At 39.0% G+C, this 26,499-nt stretch carries 21 protein-coding genes and 2 tRNA genes; 17 read left to right on the top strand and 6 right to left on the bottom strand.

The window, feature by feature from the left end; translation table 11 throughout:
• The first annotated feature begins 90 nt into the window (after positions 1 to 90).
• Genes IE867_RS02400 through IE867_RS02355 form a run of 10 tightly spaced genes read left to right on the top strand, consistent with a single transcriptional unit; the run spans position 91 to position 10,849 of the window.
• Positions 91 to 1,194: a phage capsid family protein gene (locus IE867_RS02400; protein ID WP_192483167.1), complete on the top strand. Its 1,104-nt coding sequence runs from the start codon at positions 91 to 93 to the stop codon at positions 1,192 to 1,194.
• A gap of 21 nt (positions 1,195 to 1,215) precedes the next feature.
• Positions 1,216 to 1,590: a hypothetical protein gene (locus tag IE867_RS02395; protein WP_192483166.1), complete on the top strand. Its 375-nt coding sequence runs from the start codon at positions 1,216 to 1,218 to the stop codon at positions 1,588 to 1,590.
• 5 nt (positions 1,591 to 1,595) lie between these two features.
• A complete protein-coding gene (locus tag IE867_RS02390; RefSeq protein ID WP_192483165.1) occupies positions 1,596 to 2,279 on the top strand; it encodes a phage adaptor protein in 684 nt (227 codons plus the stop codon).
• A gap of 1 nt (position 2,280) precedes the next feature.
• The gene (locus tag IE867_RS02385; RefSeq protein WP_192483164.1) at positions 2,281 to 4,422 is read left to right on the top strand and encodes a hypothetical protein; all 2,142 of its coding nucleotides are present in this window, start codon (positions 2,281 to 2,283) and stop codon (positions 4,420 to 4,422) included.
• The gene (locus IE867_RS02380) at positions 4,419 to 5,132 is read left to right on the top strand and encodes a hypothetical protein (RefSeq protein ID WP_192483163.1); all 714 of its coding nucleotides are present in this window, start codon (positions 4,419 to 4,421) and stop codon (positions 5,130 to 5,132) included. The genes IE867_RS02385 and IE867_RS02380 overlap by 4 nt, the downstream gene beginning before the upstream one ends.
• A 16-nt stretch (positions 5,133 to 5,148) precedes the next feature.
• A complete protein-coding gene (locus IE867_RS02375; RefSeq protein WP_192483162.1) occupies positions 5,149 to 5,505 on the top strand; it encodes a GNAT family N-acetyltransferase in 357 nt (118 codons plus the stop codon).
• A 3-nt stretch (positions 5,506 to 5,508) separates the two neighbouring features.
• Entirely contained in the window at positions 5,509 to 6,702 is a 1,194-nt protein-coding gene (locus tag IE867_RS02370; RefSeq protein ID WP_192483161.1) for a hypothetical protein, read from the top strand.
• Positions 6,703 to 6,707: 5 nt separating this feature from the next.
• The gene (locus IE867_RS02365; RefSeq protein ID WP_192483160.1) at positions 6,708 to 8,006 is read left to right on the top strand and encodes a hypothetical protein; all 1,299 of its coding nucleotides are present in this window, start codon (positions 6,708 to 6,710) and stop codon (positions 8,004 to 8,006) included.
• The gene (locus IE867_RS02360) at positions 7,999 to 10,164 is read left to right on the top strand and encodes a hypothetical protein (protein WP_192483159.1); all 2,166 of its coding nucleotides are present in this window, start codon (positions 7,999 to 8,001) and stop codon (positions 10,162 to 10,164) included. Before IE867_RS02365 ends, IE867_RS02360 begins: the two co-directional genes overlap by 8 nt.
• A 10-nt stretch (positions 10,165 to 10,174) precedes the next feature.
• Complete coding sequence (locus IE867_RS02355; RefSeq protein ID WP_192483158.1) at positions 10,175 to 10,849, top strand: hypothetical protein; 675 nt, start codon at positions 10,175 to 10,177, stop codon at positions 10,847 to 10,849.
• A 7-nt stretch (positions 10,850 to 10,856) separates the two neighbouring features.
• Here the strand turns inward: IE867_RS02355 and IE867_RS02350 are convergent, their stop codons facing one another.
• The 6 genes from IE867_RS02350 to IE867_RS02325 form a co-directional block, all read right to left on the bottom strand.
• The gene (locus tag IE867_RS02350) at positions 10,857 to 11,144 is read right to left on the bottom strand and encodes a hypothetical protein (protein ID WP_192483157.1); all 288 of its coding nucleotides are present in this window, start codon (positions 11,142 to 11,144) and stop codon (positions 10,857 to 10,859) included.
• A gap of 470 nt (positions 11,145 to 11,614) precedes the next feature.
• Positions 11,615 to 11,953: a hypothetical protein gene (locus IE867_RS02345; RefSeq protein WP_192483156.1), complete on the bottom strand. Its 339-nt coding sequence runs from the start codon at positions 11,951 to 11,953 to the stop codon at positions 11,615 to 11,617.
• Between the two features lie 157 nt (positions 11,954 to 12,110).
• A tRNA-Arg gene (locus IE867_RS02340) sits at positions 12,111 to 12,187 on the bottom strand.
• Between the two features lie 103 nt (positions 12,188 to 12,290).
• Positions 12,291 to 15,296 carry an FAD-binding and (Fe-S)-binding domain-containing protein gene (locus IE867_RS02335; protein ID WP_192483155.1) on the bottom strand — a complete coding sequence of 1,002 codons (3,006 nt, stop codon included), beginning with the start codon at positions 15,294 to 15,296 and terminating at the stop codon, positions 12,291 to 12,293.
• Positions 15,297 to 15,384: 88 nt separating this feature from the next.
• The gene (locus IE867_RS02330) at positions 15,385 to 16,626 is read right to left on the bottom strand and encodes a multidrug effflux MFS transporter (RefSeq protein WP_192483154.1); all 1,242 of its coding nucleotides are present in this window, start codon (positions 16,624 to 16,626) and stop codon (positions 15,385 to 15,387) included.
• A 241-nt stretch (positions 16,627 to 16,867) separates the two neighbouring features.
• Positions 16,868 to 17,683: a ProQ/FINO family protein gene (locus IE867_RS02325; RefSeq protein ID WP_192483153.1), complete on the bottom strand. Its 816-nt coding sequence runs from the start codon at positions 17,681 to 17,683 to the stop codon at positions 16,868 to 16,870.
• A 245-nt stretch (positions 17,684 to 17,928) separates the two neighbouring features.
• On the opposite strand from IE867_RS02325, the gene IE867_RS02320 reads away from it, so the two are divergent.
• From IE867_RS02320 to IE867_RS02290, 7 genes are all read left to right on the top strand, one after another.
• Positions 17,929 to 18,005: transfer RNA gene (locus tag IE867_RS02320), tRNA-Met, on the top strand.
• Positions 18,006 to 18,132: 127 nt separating this feature from the next.
• Positions 18,133 to 19,062 carry a bile acid:sodium symporter family protein gene (locus tag IE867_RS02315; protein ID WP_192483152.1) on the top strand — a complete coding sequence of 310 codons (930 nt, stop codon included), beginning with the start codon at positions 18,133 to 18,135 and terminating at the stop codon, positions 19,060 to 19,062.
• A 215-nt stretch (positions 19,063 to 19,277) separates the two neighbouring features.
• Positions 19,278 to 20,615, top strand: coding sequence for an OmpP1/FadL family transporter (locus IE867_RS02310; RefSeq protein WP_192483151.1), 1,338 nt, complete (start codon positions 19,278 to 19,280; stop codon positions 20,613 to 20,615).
• A 21-nt stretch (positions 20,616 to 20,636) separates the two neighbouring features.
• Positions 20,637 to 22,313 (top strand): SGNH/GDSL hydrolase family protein, encoded by a 1,677-nt coding sequence (locus IE867_RS02305; protein ID WP_192483150.1) that lies wholly within the window; start codon positions 20,637 to 20,639, stop codon positions 22,311 to 22,313.
• Between the two features lie 123 nt (positions 22,314 to 22,436).
• On the top strand, positions 22,437 to 24,311 hold the full coding sequence (argG, locus tag IE867_RS02300) for an argininosuccinate synthase (protein ID WP_192483149.1): 1,875 nt from the start codon (positions 22,437 to 22,439) through the stop codon (positions 24,309 to 24,311).
• A gap of 6 nt (positions 24,312 to 24,317) precedes the next feature.
• Entirely contained in the window at positions 24,318 to 25,289 is a 972-nt protein-coding gene (gene argC, locus IE867_RS02295; protein WP_192483148.1) for an N-acetyl-gamma-glutamyl-phosphate reductase, read from the top strand.
• 9 nt (positions 25,290 to 25,298) lie between these two features.
• On the top strand, positions 25,299 to 26,474 hold the full coding sequence (locus tag IE867_RS02290) for an aspartate aminotransferase family protein (RefSeq protein ID WP_192483147.1): 1,176 nt from the start codon (positions 25,299 to 25,301) through the stop codon (positions 26,472 to 26,474).
• Positions 26,475 to 26,499: the final 25 nt, after the last annotated feature.

The following is a 26,499-nucleotide window of genomic DNA, read 5'->3' as shown; positions in this document are numbered from 1 at the left end:
ACTTTTAAAGCGTGACTAATTTCTTAGCTTTGATCAAAACGGATTTACTTAAAACTAAATTTGTTTAATTAAAGACTAGAGGTTTTTGTCATGGCTTATACTGCCGCAACTCCCAATGCGTATGATAATGCGCTTATTCCGTTTAAAATTCGTCAACAATATTTTGAAGAGTATTTAGGGCTTACCCCGCTAACTGTTTTCATGGGTACATCCGCAAGCGATGCAATCCAAGTATTTGAAACTGGCAACGGTGAAGGCTTAAGCTATCGTGTGCCATTTAGAAAAGACTTGAACTACGAAACACCTGTGGTTGGTTATAACCAAGCTGCGGGTGCTGAGCAGCAAATACAAGTCTTTGAAGATGAGATTAAATTAAACTTGCTACGCTTTGTAGATGTGTTAATGGGTGTGCCGTTAACTAAAAAATACACACCAATCGACATTTATGAGATGATGCGCCCGCTATTGATCAACGCGCAAAAGCGTAACCTGGTTAAAGGCATTTTTGATGCTGCAACTACTGGGCTTTACAACTCGGCAACTGGCGGTGATGGACCAGGTGCAAATCGTGTTATATACGGTACCCAAGCACATAATGCCTCAATTTATACTGCTGTAGGCACTATGAGCGGAGACGCAACACATGCAGGCGATGGTTTATCTGTTCAACATTTACGCGATTTAAAAAGCCTAGCAATAAATGGTGGCACTACTTATGAGGCTGAAGCTAAGATAAAACCAATCGAATTAAAGTCTAAGCGTGGATTCCCTGAAGAGACTTACGTTTACTTAATGGATCCTGCTAGCTATAAATCACTTGCGGGCGATCCGGCTTGGAGCGACTTTGTTTATCGTGGTGTTATTCAATCAGCAGATCAACCAGAGGGCTTGAGCGGTGCGCGTTATCGCGGCACTGTTGAAGGGGTCATGGTTTATGAGTGCCCTGAGCTTGCTCGCTATCGTGTGACAAATACACAGACAGCCGCATGGAATCTATTCCTAGGTGCTCAAGCGTTTGGCTTAGCATGGGCGCAACGTCCTTGGTTTGAAATGGAACAAAGAGATTTTAACCTTAACGTTGCTATGGCAGCTTGCGAAATTCGCGGGCAAAAAGCAATGATGTTCCCAAGCTTCCAAAATACTGCAAACCTAGTTGAGCGCGGTATTATCCATTCATTCGTGCGCACAGCTTAATCAAATATAGGAGTTTATAAAATGATTGTTAGATATGGTTCAGGCACTAAAGCCGATGTTGATACAGCGCTTGCGGCATCTTCAATTACCAATGGTAAAGATGTGCAGTTACTTGTTTTTGATGTCAAAACACAAGCTGTTGCATCAACAGAAACCAAACCCTTATTTGTTTGGGATGGTGCGGGGAAAGTCCTAGGAGTGCAAAACTTCAGCATTCACGATGCGAATGGTAAAGTTGTAAGTCATCAAGCGAACATTGTTTTTTTAGATACAACAGATAAAAAGACAATAAAAATCACAGTGCCAGATACAACGACTGGGACAAACGCGACCGCAGGGGTTGCCGTTGCAATCAATAGCACCGTTCGCATTACTTTGCTTATTCAGGGCGCATAAAGCGCATGAATGTTTCTGAAATGATCGACCGCCTAACGCTTTTAAGCGTTGGGTTGGATTCTGTAGATACAGCAGAGAAACAAATTTTTCTAAAGTATCTAAATATTGTGCATTTTGAGCTATTCAGAATAACCGCTTTATTTAACCCTTACGTTTCAGCGACAGTTATCGAATATAATTCAGACACCGCGAACGTTGTATTAACAGCAAAAGGTTGGATTGGCAGTTTCTTTCAAAAAAACTCACATGCTATCACTGGGGTGTACTACAAAGACTCTGGCGGGGTGACTAAGCTCAAGCAAACAAGCGTATCACAAATATTTGAAACCGATCCTCTGCTTGAAAAAATAGATAAACCCGCTTACTGGTATTATAACAATGCGTCTGCGTACATTTACCCATACCTTAACACTTACCCCGCGGGCTGTTCTTTAGTTTTAACGTACATTAAAAATCCTACGCCACTTGAATTAACAACTTATGAAGATGCGGTGCCTTATCCGCCTACTTTCCATCAACTTTTAGTCGATGGGGCGGCTTACTACATGTATCAATCAGAAGGTGGCTTGAAAAATAAAGATGAAATCAATGCATCTTTAATCAAATATGAGCGCGGCAAAGGTGAATTATTGAACTACTTCAACACGTTGTCGGGCAATGGTGTAATATCTACATACAGCGAAATATAATATGTTTTCAAGCAATCAATATGACGTTATCGAGATTCCAATGCCGCAAAACGGCATGAATCAAAACATTGATCATCAAAGTTTGACTGTAGCAAACAGCTATTATTTACAAAATATTTTGCCATCACCGTTAGGCAGTGGCAGCGTTAGATTTGGAACAAAAAGCATAGAAATAAGCGGAAGCAATCCCATTCCCCTTGATGCTGAAATTATCAGCACATTTTCTTATATAAACCCAACTAATCAGATTAAGCAGCTTATTTTGTGTTCTGTTGAATTTGAGAAAGATACAAGTTTTGATGTCAATGGTAGCTCAAGCTTCGCCCCTCAGGATTTTACTTTTGTCACTTCAGCCCCTCATAAGTATTTGCCTGAGACAAAAATTAAAGTTTTATATAGTCTTGATAACACGCCAGAGACGATTCGTGCATATATAAGAAAAAATGAAGCTGCAGCAGATGGTAACTACAAAATAACATTTGATTCTAGTACATTTCCTAACACAGAGGGGCAATTAGGGTTCGGTCCTCCAGATGAAGGGACTTACTACCAAGTAATAAAGCTTTATTTATATGACTATAGCACGAATGCAATCACGCTAATTGAAAACAATATACTAGATGCAGGAACGATACCCCGAGCCGTTACCTTTAAAAATTACTTATTAATTTGCAACGGAATAAATCGCGTTAGAAGGTGGGATGGCTCAAGCCTTGATGTGCAGCAAGATCATTTAGGACACCCTGATGCTAAAGTGTTTAAGCGTTCAACAGATATAAAGCAAGCAACTTATAAATATGACAATAATATTTTAGGTTATGCAGTAGATTTATTAAGTAAAATAACGCTTTACGTTGATAATGTAGAGCATATTGGCGTAATTACTTTAACCTCAAATAATACTACAACAAAAACTGTCACGATCACTTCAACAACCGATTTCCCAGTGTTAACAGGCAAAGCTGTAAAAATCTTTTATACTGTTAACTTGCCAAGATTCAGCAGTTTATTTGTTGCACATAACAGGATATGGGGTTTATCAGAAGGTAGAGTGCAAAACTCTTTTAGAAAAGACTCAATGATAATATATTATTCACATTCACCGGAAACGCTGAATTTTGTTGATGAGTCTACAGGTACTATTCCTTATATTGATATTAGTTACAAGCAGGGGAAGCCCGATTGTATTGAAGCTATTTCCTCAGTATCTGATAAGTTGGTTTTTTTTGGCAGAAGCAAGACGCAAGTATGGACTGGCAAAAACCCTACAGACGTAAATAACTTTGTATGGGAGTCAACGCTAGATGCGGGAATCGCACATGGAGAACTTAAAGAAACCATAAACGGTGACTTATATTTCATTTCACAGAATGGAATTATGCGTTTAACAACCAATGAGAGCGTTGCGCACAAAGCGATGATTAACAAGGTTAGCGCGCTCGATCCTATTGTGAATAGATACATACTGTCACTAACAAGCAACAGAAATTATTGGGCTTGCAAAGCATTCAACTATAAAAAAGGTGGGTTCTTTGGTTTTAAAATTGGTCAAAATGACTCTGTAGTTGGCTATTATGCTGACGATAATATTAGTTGGTGTTTATTTTCTGGTGCTTTTAAATTTTCAGGTACTTTAAACGCAGATTCTAGCGCTTTGTACGTAACACAAAATAATAATATTTTGATTTATGCTGATGGCAGTGACGGAACAGAAAAAGTATATAATGACAATGGCCAACCAATTTTATTTAACTGGACGACACCTGTCGTTCAAAACTCAAAAAAGCGATTTGCATGTAAGCGCTACGAGCTAGATGCCGAATATACATCAAGCTTTACGCTGAACGAAAATAACAGCTTTAATCTTGTCATTTTTGGCGACTTAAAAAAACAATTCAATTTAGAATCCGTCTACAAAATGGATATGCGCGGCGATGTGATAGATAAGATTGCGCTGCGCGTAAATGATCCTGATTTAGACAATAGCGATGACGAAGGTTTGCGGCTTGCAATACCTTATCTAGCAAATAAAAAGAGATTAAAGTTCGTTGCAAGCTCGTTTTTTATTAGCGCCTATGGGCAGCAGTACAATTCGCCTTTAGTGATCAAAAAAATAACTTTATATGGAAGGGTCGAGCGATGACAACATACAAAAGACCAGATTTACCTTACGCGGCAGCAGCGTTAAAAAATAGTGAGCGTTTTAAAATACGCACTGAGACAAAGCAACCGATTTCAGCCGAGACGCTAGACTCAGAGATAAACTATTGCATAGATAGTCTTAACAACATGAAAACATTGGTTGATAACGCAACAGCGGGTGTTTTGCCAGGGGCAAACAATCCCGCAAACATAAACAAAGTGGCAACCACGAATGGGGATGCGCAAAATCCGGTTATTTCTTGGAAGAAAGTCGATGCCAACATACTAGGTACAAGCGCAGTTCAATCTACGCATATTGCAACCTATGCAGTGACGAACACCAAAATTGCGAATAATGCAGTGACTAGCGCCAAAATTGCGAATGACACGGTCGGAAAATATGAAATAAATGACACTGTTTTCCAGAGGTTTTTTAGTCAAACCGGATTCGGTAGGGCAGTTCTAACCACTTATGTCTCATGGACATCGGAATTTTTTAATCCGGGAAATACGCTTTCTATGGGGATATATATAAGTATGTTAAGAGATGCATACCCTGACATTGATCACGAAAATTGGAAACCCGTTTTTGCATTACCTGTTAATTCAACGACAACAATAGTAAATCCAGCAAATCACTTCCAATTATGGCCATTGGCTCAGGGTGCCATTTACAACGGGACTATTGTTTTTTGGGTTAAATATAAATAAAAATTGATAGGATACTATGTTAGATTTTGTTGCTGTTGATAAAGCACTCATAAATGATTATGCAAACTCATATTATCACAAAGATGCTGAGTATTTTTTAATTAGAAAAGGCGAAGAAACTGCCGGAATTTTCGGGATCAAAAAAATATCAAAAACAGCGGGTGAGATGACATTGCTAATTTTTGAGAATTTCAAACACGGGGTTTTAACTAAGACTACGTGCAAGCAATTATTGAACTTTCCTAAACTATTAGGCTTTGGGACTGTATTTTTAGCAACACAATATCAAAGCATGATTAAATTATGCCATCGTTTCGGTATGCAATATTTATACGATCATAATGGCGAAAGTTGGTATAAAAAGGAGTTATAAATAATGGGGAAAGTTAATAGAAAAACCACACCATCCATCATGGGTAGGCTAACAGGTTGGGCACCATCGCTAGGTGGGCGCGTTTACCGTGAGATGCAAAAAGGAGATGATCCCCCCGCACCTCCGGAAATTCCAGAGGCCCCGACCCCTGAGTTAAAAATGGAAGAAATGATTGACGTTATAGACGAAATAGCCGGTGTTCAGTCTATATTTACAACAGGAGCAGATGGTAAAAAACAAAGGGTTATCAGCAGACTCCCTAGAACACCTGAAGAAGATCAATTTTATTCGCAAGCAGGCACATTAATAAGCAGTGCGCTTGGCAATCTCAACGCACTATATCAAAGAGAGCCAGAAGCTATAGCTGATTATCAACCTGTAATTAATGCATTTGCAAGTTTGGATGATGAGAGAATAAGAGATTTAAGTACAGTCGGTAATTTAGGAAATATAGAACAGGAAATTGATAGTTTTAGACAAATACAAAACAATCTTGTTAATGAGGAAATAAGAAGAATTAATATCGATCAAGAAAATAATCTAGCTCAACGTGGGCATTTTAGTAGTTCTGCGGGCAATGACTTACGCGCACAATTAGCACGTGAAGAAGTGCTAGCAAGACAGCAAGCAGATTTAAATGCACGTGCCTACGGTGAGGATTTAGCAGATCAGCGACTTAATAGACAGTTGCAGGGATATGGCTTGAGGGAAACAGACAGACAGCAAAGATTGAGTCAAGCTGTGACAGCAAATGACCTAAAAAGACAAAGGATTGCAGATAGTAACGCCCAGACTCAGTCACTCATAAATAATAATTTGGCACAACTACAAACAGGTTTAAATTTGCGTGGGATAGATCAAAATGTAGCGATGGGGTCACAAGCCCCAGGACTTGCATTGGATCAGTTTAATGCTCAGCAAAATGCAATAAATCAGAATTATAATAATGCGCTTAATCGTGCAAATTTAACGTATGGACAACAATTAGAGCAATTTAATGCAAGAGGCCCAACAGCCCAACAATCAGCGGCAAATCTTGGTGTTGGATTGCTCGGTATGTATCTTGGAGGATGGGCAGGAGCTGCGGGGATGGCAACTGGTGGCGCTAGATCAAAAGCTAACGCAAACAGAACGCCGCAAAGATCAAGGACAAGCACTGGCGCACCTTACATTAACTGGCAACAAAATAGGATCTAGTTCTTATGAAAGCAAAAAACATAAACAGGGCTAATAGCAGAGACTTGCAACGCGACATGTTTAGCTATCAACTGGCAAAATCGAAGTATGATGCCGGGAATGGAGTACCAAACCGCGCGGATATACTTGGAAATACAGCTAATAAGCTAGCAGATGATTTACAGGGCAGAAACGCTAGAGGGCATGGAGCAACAGCTAAGGCTTTTTTGCGTGGATTTTCAGGTGGCGCTATGGGCGCAAGCGCGCAACAGAGAGGCAAAGAGCTTGAAAAATTCAATAAAGTCATGGACTATCTCTCAGCAGTAAATGCAAGCGCTCAAGCACAAAACGAGCAGTTCTCTTTGCAAGAGCAGAACAAACAAGTTTTAAGTGATTTATTTACTTCAAAAATGACAAAACTGTCACAAGAAAATGGTGCTAATTTTGAAGACTTATCCCCAGAAGTGCGCGAGAACTTTTATCAAACAATGTTTAGTAATTATAAAGATTTGACTGGAGCTAATGATCAATATATTGGGACGACTGATAACGGCAATTCTATTATATATAAGAACGGGGAAACTGGTTTGCCTGAAATTTTCGATATTTCAGAATACAAGTTTAATCAAAACCCAGATTATGCAAAGTATCAGCAGAAAAATAAAGATCAAAACTTACGAGAGTCGGAAATCGATTTAAATCGTAAAAGATACGATCCGAGTCATGCTTACAGCCTCGAATCCGCTAAGCAACAAGCGAAGATTGAGCAAACCAAGTTGCCGGAGATTCAACAGCAAGGGCATCATGCAGAAAAAGCGATCAACACCATTGAGCGCATGCAAGATATAGCCGAAAAATACCCAGAGATTTTCAATAGTGAAATGCTTGTTTCACAATTGAAAGGTCAAAAAGATCCTAGTTTACGTGATGCTATTTCGCAAAAAGTTGCCAGAAACATTGTTGGCAGAACTGAGGCAAAAGGCTTTGCGGATGCTGTGAGCGAAATGTATAAACTACAGTCTGACTTAGCAATTGATGGTGTTAAGGGCTTAGGTAGTAGTGCAAATCAACAAGTCGATAAAATGATCTTTGATTCTACGCCTAACCTTGGTATGACTTACAAAGCTTTCATGAATCAAACAAACAACTATTTAAAGCGTTACAGTGACGAGGTTAATCGCATCAATAAAGACGTTAAAAGAATAAAACACGGTCAAGCGGGTGATAGTATGATCAAAGTTAGACACAAAGCAACTGGGAAAATCGGTAATATTCCTGCCTCAAAGTTCAATCCTGACTTGTTAGAGATGATTTACAATGGTTAAAAAAAAAGACTTTTCACAAGACCCATTCGAGGAATTTGGCGGCTATGCTGATGATGTAAGCGAAGGACTGAGCGATGATCCTTTTGCGGAGTTTGGCGGCTATGCTGACGATCAGCCATTACAACAACCCCAAGAGTCCGATCTAGCGCAAGAATTGCCAGAAGAAACTAAAAACGCAATTATTAATACGGTTTTAACCTATTCTAAGCCTATTTTAAAGGGAATCGTAGGAATTGCAGATATCCCCGTTGCTGTTGGGAATTTATTAGTGGCAGGGATGAATGCGCAAACAAATAAATTTCAAGAGGAAGGGGCTGCCACCCCGAACTTAAATATTCCTTACGGAAAATACCCAAGTGACATGGTTGGCGAGGCGATTGACAGCTACACAGATGGCGAGTCAAAATTTACTGATAATAACCCTATTTTCAAGGGTGCCGAATATGCTACATCAATGGCTACTGGCGGAGGTGCTGCGGGGGCGTTAGCTAAAACCGGATCGAAGATGCTACAGAAAGCCGCGCCTTATCTGGGTAGCACTAACAAATATGATGCTATGATAGCCGGAGGAATGGGGGCTACTGGGCAAGCTGTTGAAAATATGACTGATAATAAACTTGCAGGCGCGGGAGCTGAACTTGCCGTTGGCGTAGGTGCGCCAAAAAGGTTTGCTTCGCTTAAAGAAATGGCGGGTGTTAGAGCGCCAAAAGCGAACACTTTCACTGAGCAAAAAGGGGCGTTAAATGAAGATGTTATTGATGCGGCAGAACGCCTAAAAGTTGATGCGCCTTTGTCTTATGTTACAGATAATACACTAGCTTCGCACATGACCAAAGTAACGGATAAAATGCCGCTTGGCCTTGGAGATAAACTAAAAAACAATGTCAAGGATGCCGAAAATAGCATACTTGAAGCTAAAAACAGGCTAGCAAAAAACATAGGTCCCGAACGTGATCAAGAGCAAATCAACGCGTTATATGATGAAGCTAAAGCGCACTTGAAGAAAAGCACTAAAACGACTGAATGGGATGTTAATTATAGCGATAAAGCCAAAGCCACAGTGCAAGAAAAGGAACAAATCCCATTTAATGGTGCTGATAATCGCATAGAGAACCAAACAAACAAAATAGGCTATGACAAAAACAAAATAGGCTATGATGACGTTGAAGTCATAAGGGGCAAAAAGCAAGGGGCAAAAGCTGAGCAGCAAAGCGGGCAAGATAAGCAACGCACATATGAATACAAAGAAACAGAACAAAAAGTAAACGATAAAATCCGAGCTAATGAGACGCTTAAAACTTTTGAAAAGATCAAAAACAATATTGATAAAAGCTTGATACCGAAAGAAGGGGCTTCACTATTAAAACGTGATATTGAGCGTTGGGAGAAGCGTTTTGCTAAAAATAGCGTTAATGATCAGCAATACATTGAAAGTCTACACGATGCAAAGGTAGCGCTTAATGAGAAGATAAACTGGAACGCTAAGAACCCCGCAACGATGACTGAGCGCGAAAAATCTATGCGCTTTGTGAATAACGAGTTAAAAGACATACGCGCAGCAATTGTTCGTGATTTAGAGAAATATGGCGAGCAAAACCCGGAGTACCTGGCCGCACTTAAAAAAGCAGATGCACACTATAAAACCGTTGCTGACCGCGAGCAGTTTGACAAGATTTTTGACGAATCAAAGATTGGCAATGTAGACATAGGTGGCAAATTCCATGCGATTGTAAGAGAAGCGAACAAGCCGAAAAATAGAGAAAAGCTAGACGCTATTTTGAGCAATCCAGAAAATAAGCAAATGCTAGAAGATATTGTTTTGCTATCGTCACGCGCTCAAGCATCAAAAAATAAACTGGGCGAAACGCCAACGGCTGAAAAGGTCGCTGTTTTTAAAATGTTTGGTGGGATGCTGGCAGTGTTTGCCGACTTTAAGAGCGCAATGAAAAGTGCAACGGCAACAGTGGGCACCGTTTTCACAGCTAAATTTGTATCTGATAAAGAAGCGCTAAAACGTGCTTACAGTTTTGCACTGAATCCGACCAGTGAAGAAGCTAAAAAGTTTAATAATCGATTTAAATCACGCTATGGACTGGGTGTTCGAGACATAGCAAAAGGCTTTGAAGAATCAGAACAAAGAAACAACGAAGAGGTATAAACAGTAAAATATGATTAAAAAAATTATAACTAAGTTTAAGACAGAATTGCGCAGAATAACAAAAGATGACTGTTTATTGCTATGCTTTGCTGTTGTTATTGTTGGGATGATTTTAGCCGTGGTTTTAGCCTCATTTTCTGTTAGCGGGTGTAACAAAAGCACATCTAGCACACAAGCAGTTGAGCTACCAAAGCCCGCTTATTTAGATGCTGACAGCCAAACCGATAGCATAGAAAAAAGAGTTAACACATGGGAAACACAAACAGAAGCAATGCCAACAAATAATAACGCAGCACAAACAGAAGCGATATCAACGAGTAATAACGCAGCACAAAAAGATTTGAGCTATTGTTATGAGGTATGCGAAAAGCGCAAACCACAAAATCAAAATCGAATGTATAACTACATATACAGCGTTAGCCCTAAAAAACTATGCGAGTCAATTGAGAGTATGACAGAGATTGATCAAGAATCGGATATTGATAGTTTTTCCGATCTAATGATTAACACACACAGGAGCAGCCATTCTGTTCACCAGAAACCTTTAAACCATGTTGAAATAGTTGACGCATCATTTATTGTTACTGAGTACACAGATGAAGAAGGCAACGTGAGCAATAAGCTTGTTATTGCTTCCGATTCTGAACTAATTTGCAATACTAATACAAGTTATTCTTTAAATTGATATAGATTTATCGCCATGCGCGATAGAGCACATGGATCCCAGACTGTGTTAAATCGCGATACGGATCATATATTTTATTTTGCTTCTTCTTTTTATTTGCATGATGCACTAAGCAATACTGCGCAATTTCTGATAATGACAAAATATTTTTAAGCTTTTTGCGCATTCGCGCCATGATGCCATGCATTAAATTGTTTTCTATTTCAAACGATACCATAGTGCGGTACTTTTTACCGTTATGCACAAAAGACTTGGGGCCATATTCGTTTATATTATTTTTTGCTGTATCCTGCATGTAAATATCCTCATTTTTATATTAGACTTTATCATGCAGACGGCTGTTGCAATTTTTGCAAAAAACCCGAATCCTTACGTCTGCAAAAAAGACAGAGTTGCAGTGAGGACACTTAAATAGTGTGTGTACATGAAACATTGTTTTAAATCCTTTGTTTTTTTATCAGTTCAACAACCTCAAGGTTGTATTTTTTCAATGCTTCAAAGCATATTTTATAGCGTAGTAAATCAACATTAATCTGGTTTATATACATGAATAAATCGTAGTTCGTTGTATAAAACTTTGAATCAACATATAAGTAATTGGGATTGCTGTTTACGTTGCAATACTCAATTGCGGTTAGATTATGAACCGCTACTGTGTTTGCGTCTTTAGTCAATATCACGTTGGGGCTATTGCTTATTAAGCTGCACCCGCTGATTGCTAATACAATGAGAATGATTAAAATTGTGGTTATGATGGGATGACGTTTAGTTATTGCCGACAAATTCCAACTCCCCGTTATTATTATGAACACAATTGACACCGTTTTTTTGCTCACAGATTGTTTTCATATCTATAAGCACGCTGTTATCCGCATCACGTAGTAAATAGCTGTTGTTTAAAAACTTTTTTTCTAAGTCGAGCAGTCCGCTCGTTAAAAACGTATTGCTTGTCATGCCGATGTCAATTAATGTGTTTTGTCTATTTGTTAGTGCTTCAACTTGAGCGCTCAGCGTTAAATAATTTTTAGTTATGAAATATGCATAAACAATAAGTATTACACAAATTATTGAAGTAATGAGCAGTGCGCCATTTTTTACTGTCATTATGTTGGTGCATTATCATTTAGTTTGATGCATTTTACACAGAGCAATCGAATTTAAAAAGAAAATATGCCCCATATTCACCCCAAGATTTATTTTTGCTACCGTCATTGATGTCGGTACCATGGAAAATAAACTATATTTTATGTGGGTTTCATGGTGGCGCACCCGAGACGATTTGAACGTCCGACCTTTGGCTCCGGAGGCCAACGCTCTATCCAGCTGAGCTACGGGTGCAGAACTATGCGAGCTAATAATGTTGTAGGGCTGTGAAGTTAGCAAAAATCGACATTAAAATCCAGTAACATATGCTCGAATTCGCTGATTTTAATTTTTTAGATTAATTGATTAACTCCAGAAGGTGAACGGCAGGGTGCTGTAGTTGTTTATTGCTAAAACGTTTAACCTGACAGCGACAAGAGAAGCCCGTTGCAAGATATTGCTTGTTCTGATTCCCCAATTCTATTTTCTTTTGCCAGCTTGAAGCATAAATCTCTTTGGATAATGTAAGATTATCTTTTTCATGTCCAAAAGTACCAGCCATACCACAACAACCAACTTTTTCAATTATAAGCTTGGCACCAAACGCTTTAAAAATTTTCTGCCAGTGAAGCATTGATACTGCAGCAAGTGCGCGCTCTGAGCAGTGGCCTAGTAAAGATAATGTTGTCGTGTGCTCTGTGGTTGTAATATTAATGGTTGGTGGCTGTTTAACAAGCCATTCTTGTAATAGCTCAACTTTAAACTGTACTTGGTCTTTTAACACCATACGATATTCATCACGATAAACCAAGGTCATGCTCGGATCAATGCCAATCAGTGGGACATTTAAACGAGCAATTTGATTATAAAAGGCAGTAGCGCGTGCAGCCTTTTTGTGGAAGTAAGTCAAGAACCCTTTAACGTGTGCAGCTTTACCATTTTCATAAAACGGCAGCACAAAGACAGAAAATTCAAGCTTAGTTAATAAGTCATAGACTGCCAAGACAACCTCAGCGTTATAGAAACTGGTAAATGCATCTTGAACAATACAAACTGTTTTGTGAGGGTTGATTGCTTGTTGTGTTTTTAAATTTCCAATGCTAAATCTTGGCGCATTACGTTTTTTAAGCCCTGCTTTTAAGGTTTCTTTAGAGAGCAAAGGGGCGTCAACAAGCTTAAGTTTATTGTTTATCCATGTCTTTATAAAGGGTGCGGACTGTACTGAGTTTATAAACGTTGGGCTTAAGCTTTGCCATTTAGCCGTTTGTTCGACATATTTAATCGCATAATCCTTTAAAGGGCGCTTGTAGCGCTTATGATATTCTGCTAAAAACATCGGTTTCATTGTCGGCACATCAACCTTGATTGGGCAAGCTGTGGCACATGCTTTGCAGCCTAAGCATTTATCAAGTGATTGATAGACTTCGTAAGAGAAGTCATTCTTATTGACGTTTTGTTTTTTATGGGATGCAGCAGTAGAAAATGGATTGGGTTGATAGTCTTTTTCAGCAAGTTGCTTTAACCATTCACGTAAAAGTGCGGTACGTCCTTTGGGTGAGTAAACCCAGTTATGTGAAATTTTGGCCGATGGGCACATCACTTGATCAGGATGGTAATTTAAGCAAGCGGCATTACCATTGCAATCAAATGCGCCTGAGAAAAGCTTTTGGGTGCCACTATCAACCTTAGCGTCTTCGGTGCCACGAAAGGGACCGTTGACTTTGACCAGTTCGTCATTGCTGGCAAAAGGCACAACAATTTTACCTGGATTTAGTTTATTATACGGATCAAATGCTTTTTTGATTTTTTGCAAAGAAGTATGTAACTCATCACCAAAGTAGTCTTTGACATATTCGCTTCTAAAGCCTTTGCCATGTTCTGACCAATAAACGCCACCGTACTTTTTAACAAGATCATTAACCTCTTTGGTTAATTTAACAACCAACGCTTGATCTTTCGGGTCATTCATATCCAAAGCAGGGCGCATATGCAAGCAGCCAACATCAACATGTCCAAACATCCCATAGCGTAGATTATAACTATCCAAAAGTGCTCTTAGTTCAACAATATAATCAGCAAGGTTTTCCGGTGGAACAGCGGTATCCTCCATAAATGGAATTGGCTTTTTCGCACCTTTCATGGCACCTAATAAGCCCACTCCTTTTTTGCGAAGCTCCCATAATACAGCCATTTCATCTTTATCAGTCGCAAGATAGAAGCTGCGTTCTTGCGTGTTCAGATGTTCTTTCGCTTGTTGAGTTTTAGCACTTAGTTCTTCATCGCTATGGGCAATAAACTCAATCAGATTAATAGCAGCAATATCATGATTGGTATGCACTTCAAGCATAGGACGAATTTGCGGGTAAATCTCATCTTCTTTGGCAAGTTTCAAAATGTTATCATCAATGGTTTCAATCGCTGCAGGGTTTAGGCTCAATAGGTTTTTAGCATCGCGTAATGCCAAGTCAAAATTACTATAGCTAATGGCAAATAGGACCTTGTGGCTTGGGATAGCAGTGAGTTTTAACTTAAGCTTAGTAATAAATGCCAACGTGCCTTCAGCGCCTGAAATCAGATAATTAAGATTGACACTATGTGCTTGTGGATCATAACACTTAGCAAGATTATATCCCGTCATGAATCTGTCAAGTTTTGGAAATTGGGCAGTGATCTTGTCATATTGGTTAATCACTTCAGTTGCAACTGATTGATAGATTTGAGTCAATAGAGAGTTACGTCTAGAATGCTCATCAATAAGTGTATCAAGATTATTGGCATCTATTGTTTCAAATGACACGCCCTCACCATCACTTAATACGCATTCTAATTCTAATAAGTGTTCACTGGTGCGCCCATAGATGCGCGAGCCTTTACCGCAAGCATCGGTACTTGCCATGCCACCAATGGTAGCGCGATTACTTGGTGATAAATTAGGTGCGAAAAACACTTTGTGTGGCGCCAGCATTTCATTAAGCTGATCGAGGACGACGCCGGGTTCCACTAAAACATAATTTTCTTTTAGATTAATCTCTAAAATATTATTCATATAGCGACTGGTATCAATAATAATGCCAGAAGTTAGCGATTGGCCATTGGTGCCAGTGCCAGCACCACGCGCGCTAAACTTAAGTTCTTGAAAGGCGTTGCTATTTGCCAAGGTGAAAATCTTGAGAATATCAGCATGCTCTTTAGGAAAAAGGACGAGTTCGGGCACAATTTGATAAATACTATTATCAATTGAGCTACTGACGCGGGTGGCATAATCATACTGTATATCACCTTTAAAGCCTGAAGTTAGTAGCTCATTTGTAAACGTTTTGCAGTGGGCGTGTTCAGTGGAAAACTTGTCAAGAATAGGCAACATCACGTAATGGTATATGTGTTTTTTTATATCGCACTAGTATCCGACCAAGCCCTTTTGATTGTCAAGTCTATGTATTAAGAATTATGCATTAAGCACAGATTGTCTTATGAAGTGATGAGGTGTGTTGTTTAAAGGTGAGAATGCTCAAAAACATTAAAGCAGCAAAGGACATGACAAAAATAATCAGCGCATAAGCAAAAATTTCGGCAGGAATGATTGCGGCAACTGAGCTTACTAGAAACAACCCAAACATCTGCAAGAACCCATAAACAGCATTAGCAGCACCTGCTTTATGGCTAAAGAAGGAAAGTGCAACACCAACAACAGTTGGTCCTACGATACTGCTACCCATAGCATAAAGCATAACGCAAATAATCAGTGTTTTTTCATCTGCAAATCCTAAAATTGAACTTACAAGTAAAATAGTGCTTGCTAGCACCATTAAACATAAGCCTTGAAAAAGTGTTTTTATTGCACCGAATTTCTTAAGTGAGATGATTGACATATATAAGCGAGCAATAAAGGCACAACCAATGATCGCAATGGATAGGAATCCAAAGTTCTGTGGAGTCATGCCATACTTGTTAATGAGGATAAAGGGCCCAACAGTGTAAAAACCAACAATGCCAGAAAACCCTGCAACCATACAAAAGGTATATATTACAAAAGGCGCATGTTTTAATATTTCAAGATAATTTGTGAATAATTGTTTAGGGACTAAGGCATTAGTGTTTCTCTTGTGTGGTGGGTGAGTTTCTTGCATGCGTGTAGCAACAATTAAAGTGGTTATAACAACAAGTATGAACATGACAAGAAAACTGATACGCCAATTAAAGTAAGTTTCAATTACCCCTCCAAGTACTGGTGCACCTGCTGGAGCAAGCATGAAAAAGAGACTTAACCAACCGACAATATGAATAAATTTATCCTTATCTACCGAGTCTTGAACAATCACGCGAGATAATGATAACAAAGCACCTGTTCCTGCCCCTTGAATAACTCGGCCAATGATCAATACATAAATATTCCAAGAGAGCATACAGATTAAACTGCCAATTAAATAAATACTAGCACCAATAAAAATAATTCTTTTGCGACCAAACTTATCAGAGGCGGGGCCATAAAAAAGTTGAGATAAGGCTAAAGCAATCAAAAATACCGCAATTGTCATGCGTGCCATATTTGAACTTGTAGATAGCGCATGACTCATGTTAGGTAGGCTTGGGACATACATGTCTGATGCCATAAAATAGCTACAGCCAAGCAATACGCTAACAATGCTCAATAGCAAAATACTGGACTTGCCCGATGAAATATTACCATTAGTCATAAGATACAGCCATAATAAATAGAACATATGTACAATTTATCATGTATTGATCAAGTGTTCAATTGAGTACAAGCAAAGCTTGCAAAAAGATATACCCACTAAACCATTTTACGGTGCTTAATGGTTTGTGATGGAGTATGTGGTGAGTCTTTAATGGTGTGATATGAAATATTGTGAAGTGGTTTGTGAGCGGTATAGAGTAGAACGCTTGCCGCTTGAGTATTAAAGAGAAAGATAAAACTTATGAGTTTGTTTTTGTATCATTAGTTTGCGCTTCACTATCAGTTGCCTGATTGGAGTTTTCAGTTTGCTCTGAAGCTTGCTTTTCTTGTTCTTCTTGAATTTCTTGCTGCTCTTGTTCACGTTTTTGTTGATAATATGTTTTAATATCAATGCCTTGAGAACGTAAGTAAGCTTTCTCAGCAATTTCATCTAAACGCTGTTTAGCATAAGCAATATGATCATCACTAAAGCTTTCAACTGGCTTGCCATAAAGATTGAAGCGCTGCTTATGCTCAAGCACTGAACGTTGATAACGGGTGTCGCCAACATAGCGTTTAATCACTTTTTTTAGAACATATTGGTCAATCGGTGCAAAATGCTCGTTATAATAAATGATTTCAATATCATCGCTTATGCCGATTTTCAATGGGCGCTTATCGCGTGGATTGAAGCACTTTGGAAAGCGTGCACAAAGCCATTTAAACAAGCGCTGCTCTTCTTTATAGAGCTCTTTTTGTAGATCAATTTCAATGATCAGCTCATCTTCCTGAGCATCAGGCATATCAACCACAAGCTCTTCATGTTGCTTTTGACCATATTGTGGCATGCGAAATGGTGTGCGTGGCTGGTTGACACGCTCTTGTCTTGTCTGAGGAGCTTGCTTGGTAGCAGTGCTTGGTCTAGGCGTTGAACGTGTCGCTTTGGCATCACCCGTTTCATTGAGTTTTGCCGCGTGTGCTTTACGTAAACGATCTGTTTTGTCTTTTATGCTTTTGCCATCGACCAATGATTTTAATAATGAAAAATCATTAAGTTTATTTCTACCATCAGACATCTAAAATGTTCCTACTTTATGTTTATTCGTATTTTGTTTATACATTATTGCGACAACTGATATTAAGAGATAAGCGCAGTGATGAAATCGCGCTTTAGTCAATCTTGCTGTAGCAATAAGGCGGACATTATAGACACAATCCCAGCAAAAAACAGTATCTATCAGCTATTTTTGCAGGTGCGGGGATAAAAATAAAAAAAATCATTGACAACAAAACCAATCTTGCTAATATTCCTCCCTGTCGTGGCTACGTAGCTCAGTTGGTTAGAGCACAGCATTCATAATGCTGGGGTCACTGGTTCAAGTCCAGTCGTAGCTACCACTTTCAAAGTTTAATTTTTGTCTCCTTTGATTATCCTTCAGACAATTACAAATAGCAACTTGTGATACGCTTTTTTTATTGAGAGACTATCACCTTGTTTTGGGTTGCCATTTAGTAGGGTAAAAACATGAAGTTAAACAATTACGCCATGATTAAGTCGTTTTCTATTTTTGTGATATGCGGGGCATTACTGGCACTATGCTTGCCGAGTATTTTCACTCCTTTAAAAGTATTCATCCCTTTGTTCCTAGGGATTATTATGTTTTTGGTGGGTATTAATGTGTCTCTTAAAGATATGCAACAGATTGCTGATATCAAGGGACGCTTCATACTGATAATTGTGTTGAAATCTTTTGTTACCGCACTGATCGCTTATACTATTGGGCGACTACTTCAGTTAGATAATTATGCATTAATTGGTCTTGTGATTGTCGGCGCGTGCCCTGGAGGAACGGCGTCTAATGTGATGTCATTATTATCCAAAGCAAATCTAGCACTAACTGTCAGTCTTACATTGGTTACAACGCTATTGGCACCTATTATTATGCCATTAATATTGTATTTATTTTTGCATAAAACAGTAACAATTCCTTGGGTTGGTATTGTAACAACCACTTTGATGATTGTGGTACTGCCAATAGTGGCAGGCATTATTTTTCAGCGTTTTATCGCATTAAAGCCACACATCTTAAATAAGCTTTCATCACTTGCAATTATAACGATTGTTATTGTTGTGATGGTTGTGGTTGCACTAAACAAAGAAGTGCTATGGTATGTGTCTTTGAAACTATGTGTTGCTATTGTTTTACTACATGCATTAGCATCTATTGTTGGCTATGTCTTAGGGAAAATATTTAGCCTAGATCACAAAAGCGCGCTTGCCCTATTATTTGAGTTTAGTATTCTTGATGTTGGCTTAGGGATTGTGATTGCGATTTTGTTTTTTGGTAAATTAGCAGCTATTGCGGGGACACTTTACGCTGTATGGCAGAATATTGCAGGCCCCATATTGGTGAGTGTGTTATCAGGCATCAAAAAGCCCAGTAGAAATCAATAAAACATTGATGTGCAAGTGCAGCATATAATGGTTTTGACTTGATCTAAACAGTAGATAAATTACCCAGAAAAACGGATATGTTGTATTTCTGAGCTCTTTTTATCCTGATTATGCCTGTATCGATTTGACTGAACAGCAAGATTCAGTACAATCCCCTTGTTTGATATGTAGATTAAATACATATGTGAGAGCATTTTGTTGAAAGAGGGGAAAATATGAGAAAATTACACAAGCTGTCATTTTTGGCAGTGGCTTTTGCCATGACTTGTCAGGCTGAAGCAGCAGGCTTTCAGGTCAATGAGAATAGTGTTTACTTGCAAGGGATGGCAATGGCAGGAAGTGCTGCAAGTCCAGATGATGTCAGTAGTATTTTTAATAACCCAGCCAACTTGGGATTTGTTAAGGATAATAGCGTTTACATCGGTGGCAGCTATATCTTACCTAGTGTGAAAATGACCAATGCACAAGCCAGTCATGGTGTACATTACAGTACGATTCCTTTTGCAGATGATCCTGTATCAGGTGCATCATCACAAAATAGTGTGGTTGAGGGCGCGTTAGTACCTAACTTATATGGTGCATGGCGTATAAATGATCGACTAGCAGCAGGTGTGGCGTTAACCGCACCGTGGGGCATGACGACAAATTATGATGATAATTCAGTTGTGCGCTATGCCGCACAGAAAACATCAATTGAAGTCGTTAATCTAACACCTGAGATTGCCTTTAATATTATTCCAGAGATCTCGATTGCCGCAGGATTACAAATCCAATATGCCAGCGCTGAGTTTTCAAACTATGATGGCGAACTGGCAACGCCTACAAATCAAGCGACGAATATTAGTGGCAATGGCTGGGGCGTTGGTGGAATTTTTGGTGTGATGTTTCACCCAGTGAAAGCGACCTATTTTGGTTTGAGTTATCGCACGCCAGTTAAGATGAATATTGAAGGTACAGGCAACCAATGGTTACTGCCAACAGGTAGTACGCCAATAACACCAGGGGCACCTTATAATAGCTATATTTCTGATGCCTCGACTTCATTTAGAACCCCTGGTGTGATTAACTTTGGTATTACTCAAGATATTACGTCAAAATGGCAAGTCAGAGGCACTGTGCAGTATACGATGTGGAGTACTTTGGATAAGCTTACCATTGACACACCGGGAGGCTATTCAACCTCATCAACGATACAGTTAGGCTGGAAAAATAGCTGGTTATTCTCATTAGGTACGGATTATAAGATTACCCCACATTGGTCGGTAAGAACGGGTGTAGCATATGATCAAACACCAACCGTGTCACAAACAAGAGATGCAAGAATGCCGGATACTAATCGCATTTGGGTAACACTTGGTGGCACGTATCATGTCAATGATCACTTCTCAATTGATGCGGTTTATGAGCATATTTTCATGCTTAATCAAAGTATTAATGTCACGGAGTATACTGGTTCAAATACACATGTTCCAAATATTGAGCAAAATAAAGTATCTGCTGATTATCGCGGGTTTGCCGATATCTTTGGTTTGGCATTGAGATATAAATTCTAATATTAATAAAAAGGTAAAAAGATGATGAACATAAAGTTTTCGCAATCTAAGAAAGCGTGGAAAAAAATCAGTCTATTGACCGCAGCAATGCTATTATCTGCCTGTGGTGGCGGAGGTGGTGGTGACAGCGCTGGTGTTGCTGTTAATGTTAGCTCACCGACGGATAATGTGATCCATGCGGATATTAATCAAAATAATCAAAAAGAGTTCACTGTAAGTGTTGGCGATCAAAGCATAGGTGCAGTCGGTCAGTCAAATGCATATCAGGTGAGTGTCACACAATCTAATCCAAATGCTGGGTTTACTGTTAATCTTGGATCATGTGCGCAAGCTATTAGTAATGGTCAAAGTTGTCAATTTAGTTTGAGCTATGCACCAACTTCAGATGCGCAATATAATCAAAAAGATACTTTAACCATCAATGTTGGCGGCACAACACAAACCATTAATATCACAGGCGTTAAAGGGCAAGACTTTGTTGTATTTGGCGATAGTTTGTCAGATGCAGGTGTGCAAGATCAGCTAGCTGCTTTGGTCAAAGGGTTGCATGTGTTTTTACACAGTTTGCCTGCATGGCCAAAAGTCCCAGGAACATCAACTGATAAATCAACAACCTATACCACGCCAGGTGGTAATGTTTGGGTTACTGATTTGGCTAAGTTGGTTGGGGCATCAAGTGCAACGGCGTTACCTAATAACAGTCACTATATGCAGCCAATAAAGGTGGCATACCCTGCGTGGCATAAGATAATTAATCAATCATTAGGAGGATTCCATTTATCAATTGATACAGAAAGTAAAGGCTTAGCAGGTAATAATTATGCCCAAGGTGGCGCAACAACAACGTGTGCAGGGATTGGGCTTATTTTGCCACAAGCGATGTTTACAGTATTAGGACAGCTTAATCCTCAATTACTTCCACCTGGAAATGTTCCTTTATATATGCCTTCACCGATTGGCCCTATTCCACAAGTGAATGGTCAACCTGCTTATAGTTGCCCTAAAGCGCAAAGCCCAAATGAAAGCTTGCAGCCTGTTTATGATCAACTTGAAAACTATAATCAAATAGATAGCTACTTGTCACAGCAGCCATTAAAGCATGCAGATCCAGACAAAGTCTATATTTTATGGGGTGGTGCCAATAACTTATTCCTAGAGGTGGAAAAACATCCAACAGCAGCAGAGGCTGCACAAGTCATGACGCAAGCAGCAGGTGATATTGCCTATGATGTCAAATACCTTGCAGAACATGGTGCTAAGAAGTTTGTGGTATTACTATTGCCAAACATAGGGCTAACACCAATGGCAATTGAGAATAATCAGCAGACAGCTTTAGAGAAGCTATCTGTTGCTTACAATACGGCATTGAGTAATATGTTAGGCGCATTACAAAAGCAGGATTCAAGTATTAAAATTGTACCAGTGGATGTCTTTAATTTAATGAATGATATGGTTGCAAATTATGAGATGTCTGCGTTGGGCAAAAATTATCAATTTGATGACACAACAACACCTGCATGTAAGCAAGCACCTGTTACAAAGACGGATCCATTGGCAGCGCTCACTAATTCTGCACTATTGTGTATACCACAAGCTGATAACAAAAAACATTTATTTGAAGACACAGTACATCCAACAGCAGAAACACATCAAGTGATTGCTGCAAAAATCGCTAAAGCAATGGAAGCTTTTAATTAATTCACTAATGGAAAACCATGTTTTGATGAATTAAATTCATCAAAACATATAAAAAATGAATTTTATCTATCATCAAGGCTTTGCTATCGTTGAGCTTCGTTTGGATTAATAGAAATTACCTAGATGAAGCTAAGCCATGTCGACATCGTTATTGCCAATAGTACGCATTGCCATTTTGCCCATGTAATTGCCGCACAGATTGAAGAAAGTGCTAAGCAAAGAAAGACCGGCATTGCCAAGCGCAGTGTGAACTATTTGCAAGAGAAAATACGTTCAAAACACGCAGTGATTGCGATTGATCGTCTGCTTAATCAAATTATAGGCTTTTGTTATATCGAGTCATGGCAAGATAAGTCTTATGTGTCTAATTCAGGTTTAATTGTTTTTCCAGAATATCGAAACTTAGGTTTATCCAAAGCCTTGAAATCAAAAGCGTTTATGTTAGCGCGTGAATATTATCCTAATGCTAAGATCTTTGGGTTAACGACCAATCCGCAGGTGATGCGTATCAATTATGAATTGGGTTATGAGCCGGCTGCTTTTACTGGCTTAACAACGGATAAGACATTTTGGCAAGGATGTATGAGTTGTGTGAACTTCGCTATTTTACAAGCTAAAGAATATCAAAATTGTTTATGCACAGGGATGCTGTACGATCCGCAAAGAAAACAAAAGCAAAAAGAGCAAAGTGAACAGCAAGAGCAAGGTGTATTACAAAAGAATCAAGATAATAAAGATAATAAAAGGGAGCAATCAATGAAAGTTATTGTCGCATTTAGTGGAGGTTTGGATACAAGTTTTTGTGTTAAGTATTTACAGCAGGAGCAAGATCTAGAAGTGCATACTGTGACGGTTAATACGGGTGGTTTTACTCAGATTGAGTTAGCACAGATTGAACGCAGAGCTTATCAGTTGGGTGCAAAAACGCATCAAAGCATTGACGTCACAAAAGACTTTTATCAGGAGTGTGTTAAGTTTCTGATCTTTGCTAATGCACTTAAAAATAACTGTTATCCTTTATCAGTCAGTGCTGAGCGTGCTTTTCAAGCAATGACGATTGCTAAGGTAGCAAATGCTATGGGTATCACTAAGATTGCACATGGCTGCACGGGAGCAGGCAATGATCAAGTGCGCTTTGATCTGATGTTTCATATATTATCTCCACAAGCTCAAATCATCACACCCATTCGTGATTTGAAATTATCACGTGCGGCAACGCAAGAATATTTAATTAATTCAGGTGTAAGTTGCAGCGAAAGTAGCAAAAACTATTCGATCAATAAAGGTTTATGGGGTACCTCTGTTGGCGGTGTTGAGACCTTGAGTTCAGATTTATACTTAAAAGATGAGGCTTGGACAACTAAGATGGTTAAAGCGCAAGATAGAGAAGAAACGTTAAAGATTACCTTTATTAATGGTGAGCCAATTGCTTTAAATGACGAGTTATCAAATTCAATTCAAGTAATTCAAAAGCTTAATGATATTGCTAGCCAATATGGTATTGGTCGTGACATTCATGTTGGTGACACCATTATCAATATCAAGGGGCGTGTTGGCTTTGAAGCGCCTGCACCTTTGATCCTGATCAAGGCACATCACTTATTGGAAAAACATGTACTGACTAAAGCACAGCTTAAAATTAAAACGAGTCTAAGTGATACCTATGCTGAGATGGTACATGAAGGACAATTTCTTGATCCGGCAGCGCGTGATATTGAGGCTTTGTTATTATCGACTCAAGCAAAGGTCACAGGGGATGTGTTTGTGAAGCTTTATCCACTTCATTTCGTACTGTTGGGTATACAATCTGAGCATGATTTAATGCAGGCGCAACATGCTAAATATGGTGAGGAGAATGCAAGTTTCACTGGTGATGACGTCAAAGGATTTACTAAAGTGATGAGCACACAACTGGCCGCTTATTATCAATTGCAGAGTAAAGATAAATCAGTCAAAACAACGCAATTAAGCTCAATCAAAACAGCGGTGACAGGGTGAGGTTCTATGGTTGAGCATAATAACAAAATAAAGGTTGGAATTTTAGGCGGTGCGGGTTATACCGCTGGTGAGCTATTACGACTACTGACATATCACCCGCAAGTGGATATTCAGTTTATACATAGTACCTCAAAAGCCGGTGAGTTAATCGCCAAAACACATCATGATTTCTATTTGATTGATAATAAACGCGTATTCGATAGAGAGATAAATTATAATGTTGATGTCGTGTTTTTATGTGTAGGGCATGGGCAAGCTAAGGAGGCACTTAAACAGCTTCAATTCAAAGCAGATACCAAGATAATTGATTTAAGTCAGGATCATCGAGATACTCAGGCAAATCCAGCGTTTCTCTATGGTTTGGCGGATATTAAGCAAAGTGAGATTGCAGTTGCATCTAATATTGCCAATCCTGGTTGCTTTGCCACGGCTATTATTCTGGCGCTAATGCCTTTTGGCAATTATGTTAATGGAGATGTTCATATCAATGCCATTACTGGCTCAACAGGTGCCGGTGTGATGCCCAGTAGGACTTCCCACTTTAGCTGGCGTACTAATAATATGTCTGTCTATAAAGCCTTTTCACATCAGCATCTGATTGAAATTAAACAGGCATTGAAATTATCTTCAAACAATCAAATATTATTTGTGCCAATGCGAGGGAATTTTAGTCGTGGTATTTTTGCCTCGATTTATTTTAAGTCAGATCTCACTGAAATAAAGGCACAACAAATTTTGCAATCATTTTACGAGCAAAGTACATTTGTCAAAGTACTTGATCATGAGCCAGATTTAAAAATGGTTGTTAATACCAATGCTTGTTTATTATCCGTGAAAAAACATGGTGAGTATCTGCATGTTGTCAGTGTCATTGATAATTTGATTAAAGGGGCTTCAGGGCAAGCTCTACAAAATATGAATCTGATGTTTGACTTGCCTTGTGAGTTAGGTTTGTCCCTCAAAGCCAGTGTTTTTTAAGGTGGTTTTATGAATTTATATGAAGTATACGATCGTTATCCCATTGCATTAAATAAAGCTCAAGATTTATATGTTTGGGATGAAAATGCTCAACAATATCTGGATCTATATGGTGGGCATGCGGTGATCTCAATTGGGCATAGTCACCCGCATTATATTGAAAGAATCACGCAACAGTTGCAACATATCGGCTTTTATTCCAATAGTGTTGAGATGCCGATGCAGCAACATCTGGCAGATAAACTGGCACAATTAAGTGGTTGTCATAATTACCAGTTGTTTTTAGTCAATTCAGGAGCAGAAGCGGTAGAAAATGCGCTTAAACTTGCTGGTGTTGTCACCAAGCGCAACAAGATCATTAGCATTAATAATAGCTTTCATGGGCGCACAAATCTTGCCTTGGCGGTTACTGATAATCCTGCCATTCAATCACCTTTTTCAAATGGTTTTCAAGTTATTAGTGTGCCATTAAATGATATAGATGCGTTGAAAGAAGCGATGGATAATGATGTGGCTTCGGTAATTGTCGAAGGAGTTCAAGGCATTGCCGGTATCTATGAGCCGGATATACATTTTCTACAGATGGCAAGTGGTTTGTGTCAAGAGTATGATGCAAAGTTGATTGTTGATGAGATTCAATCTGGCTTTGGACGCACAGGAGCGTTTTTTAGTTTCCGGCAATCGGGTATTGAACCGGATTTAATTACCTTTGCCAAGGGGGCGGGTAATGGCTTTCCTGTTGGTGGTGTGTTGATCAAAGATGATATTCCAGTATTGAAAAACATGTTAGGCACAACCTTTGGTGGTAGTTATCTTGCCTGTGCTGCGATGTTAGCTGTGCTTGAAGTTATTGACGATGAAGCACTTGTTGATAATGCCAAGCAACAAGGGGCATATTTAAAAGAGCAATTACTACAAATCCCTGAAGTAATAACCGTGCGTGGTCGTGGGCTTATGCTAGGTATTGAATTTAGCTTAGATTGTAAAGCAGTTCGCAATGCACTTTTAAAGCAAAAGCATATATTTACAGGTGTTGCTCAAGCGGGGCAAGTGATGCGTTTACTGCCTGCACTAACTATTCAGCAATCACATATTGATGCATTTATTTTGGCATTAAAAGAAGTGATTGAAGCTGAGTGCTCATCTAAAAATGTTAACCGCACCTTGAACGAAGTCGAAGATTAGCATGATGATAATGTTCACCAGTTAT

Origin of the sequence: Cysteiniphilum marinum, assembly GCF_014857925.1 — a bacterium.
Classification (GTDB): Bacteria; Pseudomonadota; Gammaproteobacteria; order Francisellales; family Francisellaceae; genus Caedibacter; species Caedibacter marinus.
This window is presented reverse-complemented; position numbering and strand designations above follow the sequence as displayed.

Coding starts and splice junctions, on each gene's coding strand:
- IE867_RS02305 (WP_192483150.1), top strand. CDS start 20,637: ATGATGAACATAAAGTTTTCGCAATCTAAGAAAGCGTGGAAAAAAATC.
- IE867_RS02395 (WP_192483166.1), top strand. CDS start 1,216: ATGATTGTTAGATATGGTTCAGGCACTAAAGCCGATGTTGATACAGCG.
- IE867_RS02345 (WP_192483156.1), bottom strand. CDS start 11,953: ATGACAGTAAAAAATGGCGCACTGCTCATTACTTCAATAATTTGTGTA.
- IE867_RS02355 (WP_192483158.1), top strand. CDS start 10,175: ATGATTAAAAAAATTATAACTAAGTTTAAGACAGAATTGCGCAGAATA.
- argG (WP_192483149.1), top strand. CDS start 22,437: ATGAAGCTAAGCCATGTCGACATCGTTATTGCCAATAGTACGCATTGC.
- IE867_RS02365 (WP_192483160.1), top strand. CDS start 6,708: ATGAAAGCAAAAAACATAAACAGGGCTAATAGCAGAGACTTGCAACGC.
- IE867_RS02325 (WP_192483153.1), bottom strand. CDS start 17,683: ATGTCTGATGGTAGAAATAAACTTAATGATTTTTCATTATTAAAATCA.
- argC (WP_192483148.1), top strand. CDS start 24,318: ATGGTTGAGCATAATAACAAAATAAAGGTTGGAATTTTAGGCGGTGCG.
- IE867_RS02290 (WP_192483147.1), top strand. CDS start 25,299: ATGAATTTATATGAAGTATACGATCGTTATCCCATTGCATTAAATAAA.
- IE867_RS02310 (WP_192483151.1), top strand. CDS start 19,278: ATGAGAAAATTACACAAGCTGTCATTTTTGGCAGTGGCTTTTGCCATG.
- IE867_RS02315 (WP_192483152.1), top strand. CDS start 18,133: ATGAAGTTAAACAATTACGCCATGATTAAGTCGTTTTCTATTTTTGTG.
- IE867_RS02400 (WP_192483167.1), top strand. CDS start 91: ATGGCTTATACTGCCGCAACTCCCAATGCGTATGATAATGCGCTTATT.
- IE867_RS02390 (WP_192483165.1), top strand. CDS start 1,596: ATGAATGTTTCTGAAATGATCGACCGCCTAACGCTTTTAAGCGTTGGG.
- IE867_RS02330 (WP_192483154.1), bottom strand. CDS start 16,626: ATGACTAATGGTAATATTTCATCGGGCAAGTCCAGTATTTTGCTATTG.
- IE867_RS02360 (WP_192483159.1), top strand. CDS start 7,999: ATGGTTAAAAAAAAAGACTTTTCACAAGACCCATTCGAGGAATTTGGC.
- IE867_RS02370 (WP_192483161.1), top strand. CDS start 5,509: ATGGGGAAAGTTAATAGAAAAACCACACCATCCATCATGGGTAGGCTA.
- IE867_RS02335 (WP_192483155.1), bottom strand. CDS start 15,296: ATGTTGCCTATTCTTGACAAGTTTTCCACTGAACACGCCCACTGCAAA.
- IE867_RS02350 (WP_192483157.1), bottom strand. CDS start 11,144: ATGCAGGATACAGCAAAAAATAATATAAACGAATATGGCCCCAAGTCT.
- IE867_RS02380 (WP_192483163.1), top strand. CDS start 4,419: ATGACAACATACAAAAGACCAGATTTACCTTACGCGGCAGCAGCGTTA.
- IE867_RS02375 (WP_192483162.1), top strand. CDS start 5,149: ATGTTAGATTTTGTTGCTGTTGATAAAGCACTCATAAATGATTATGCA.
- IE867_RS02385 (WP_192483164.1), top strand. CDS start 2,281: ATGTTTTCAAGCAATCAATATGACGTTATCGAGATTCCAATGCCGCAA.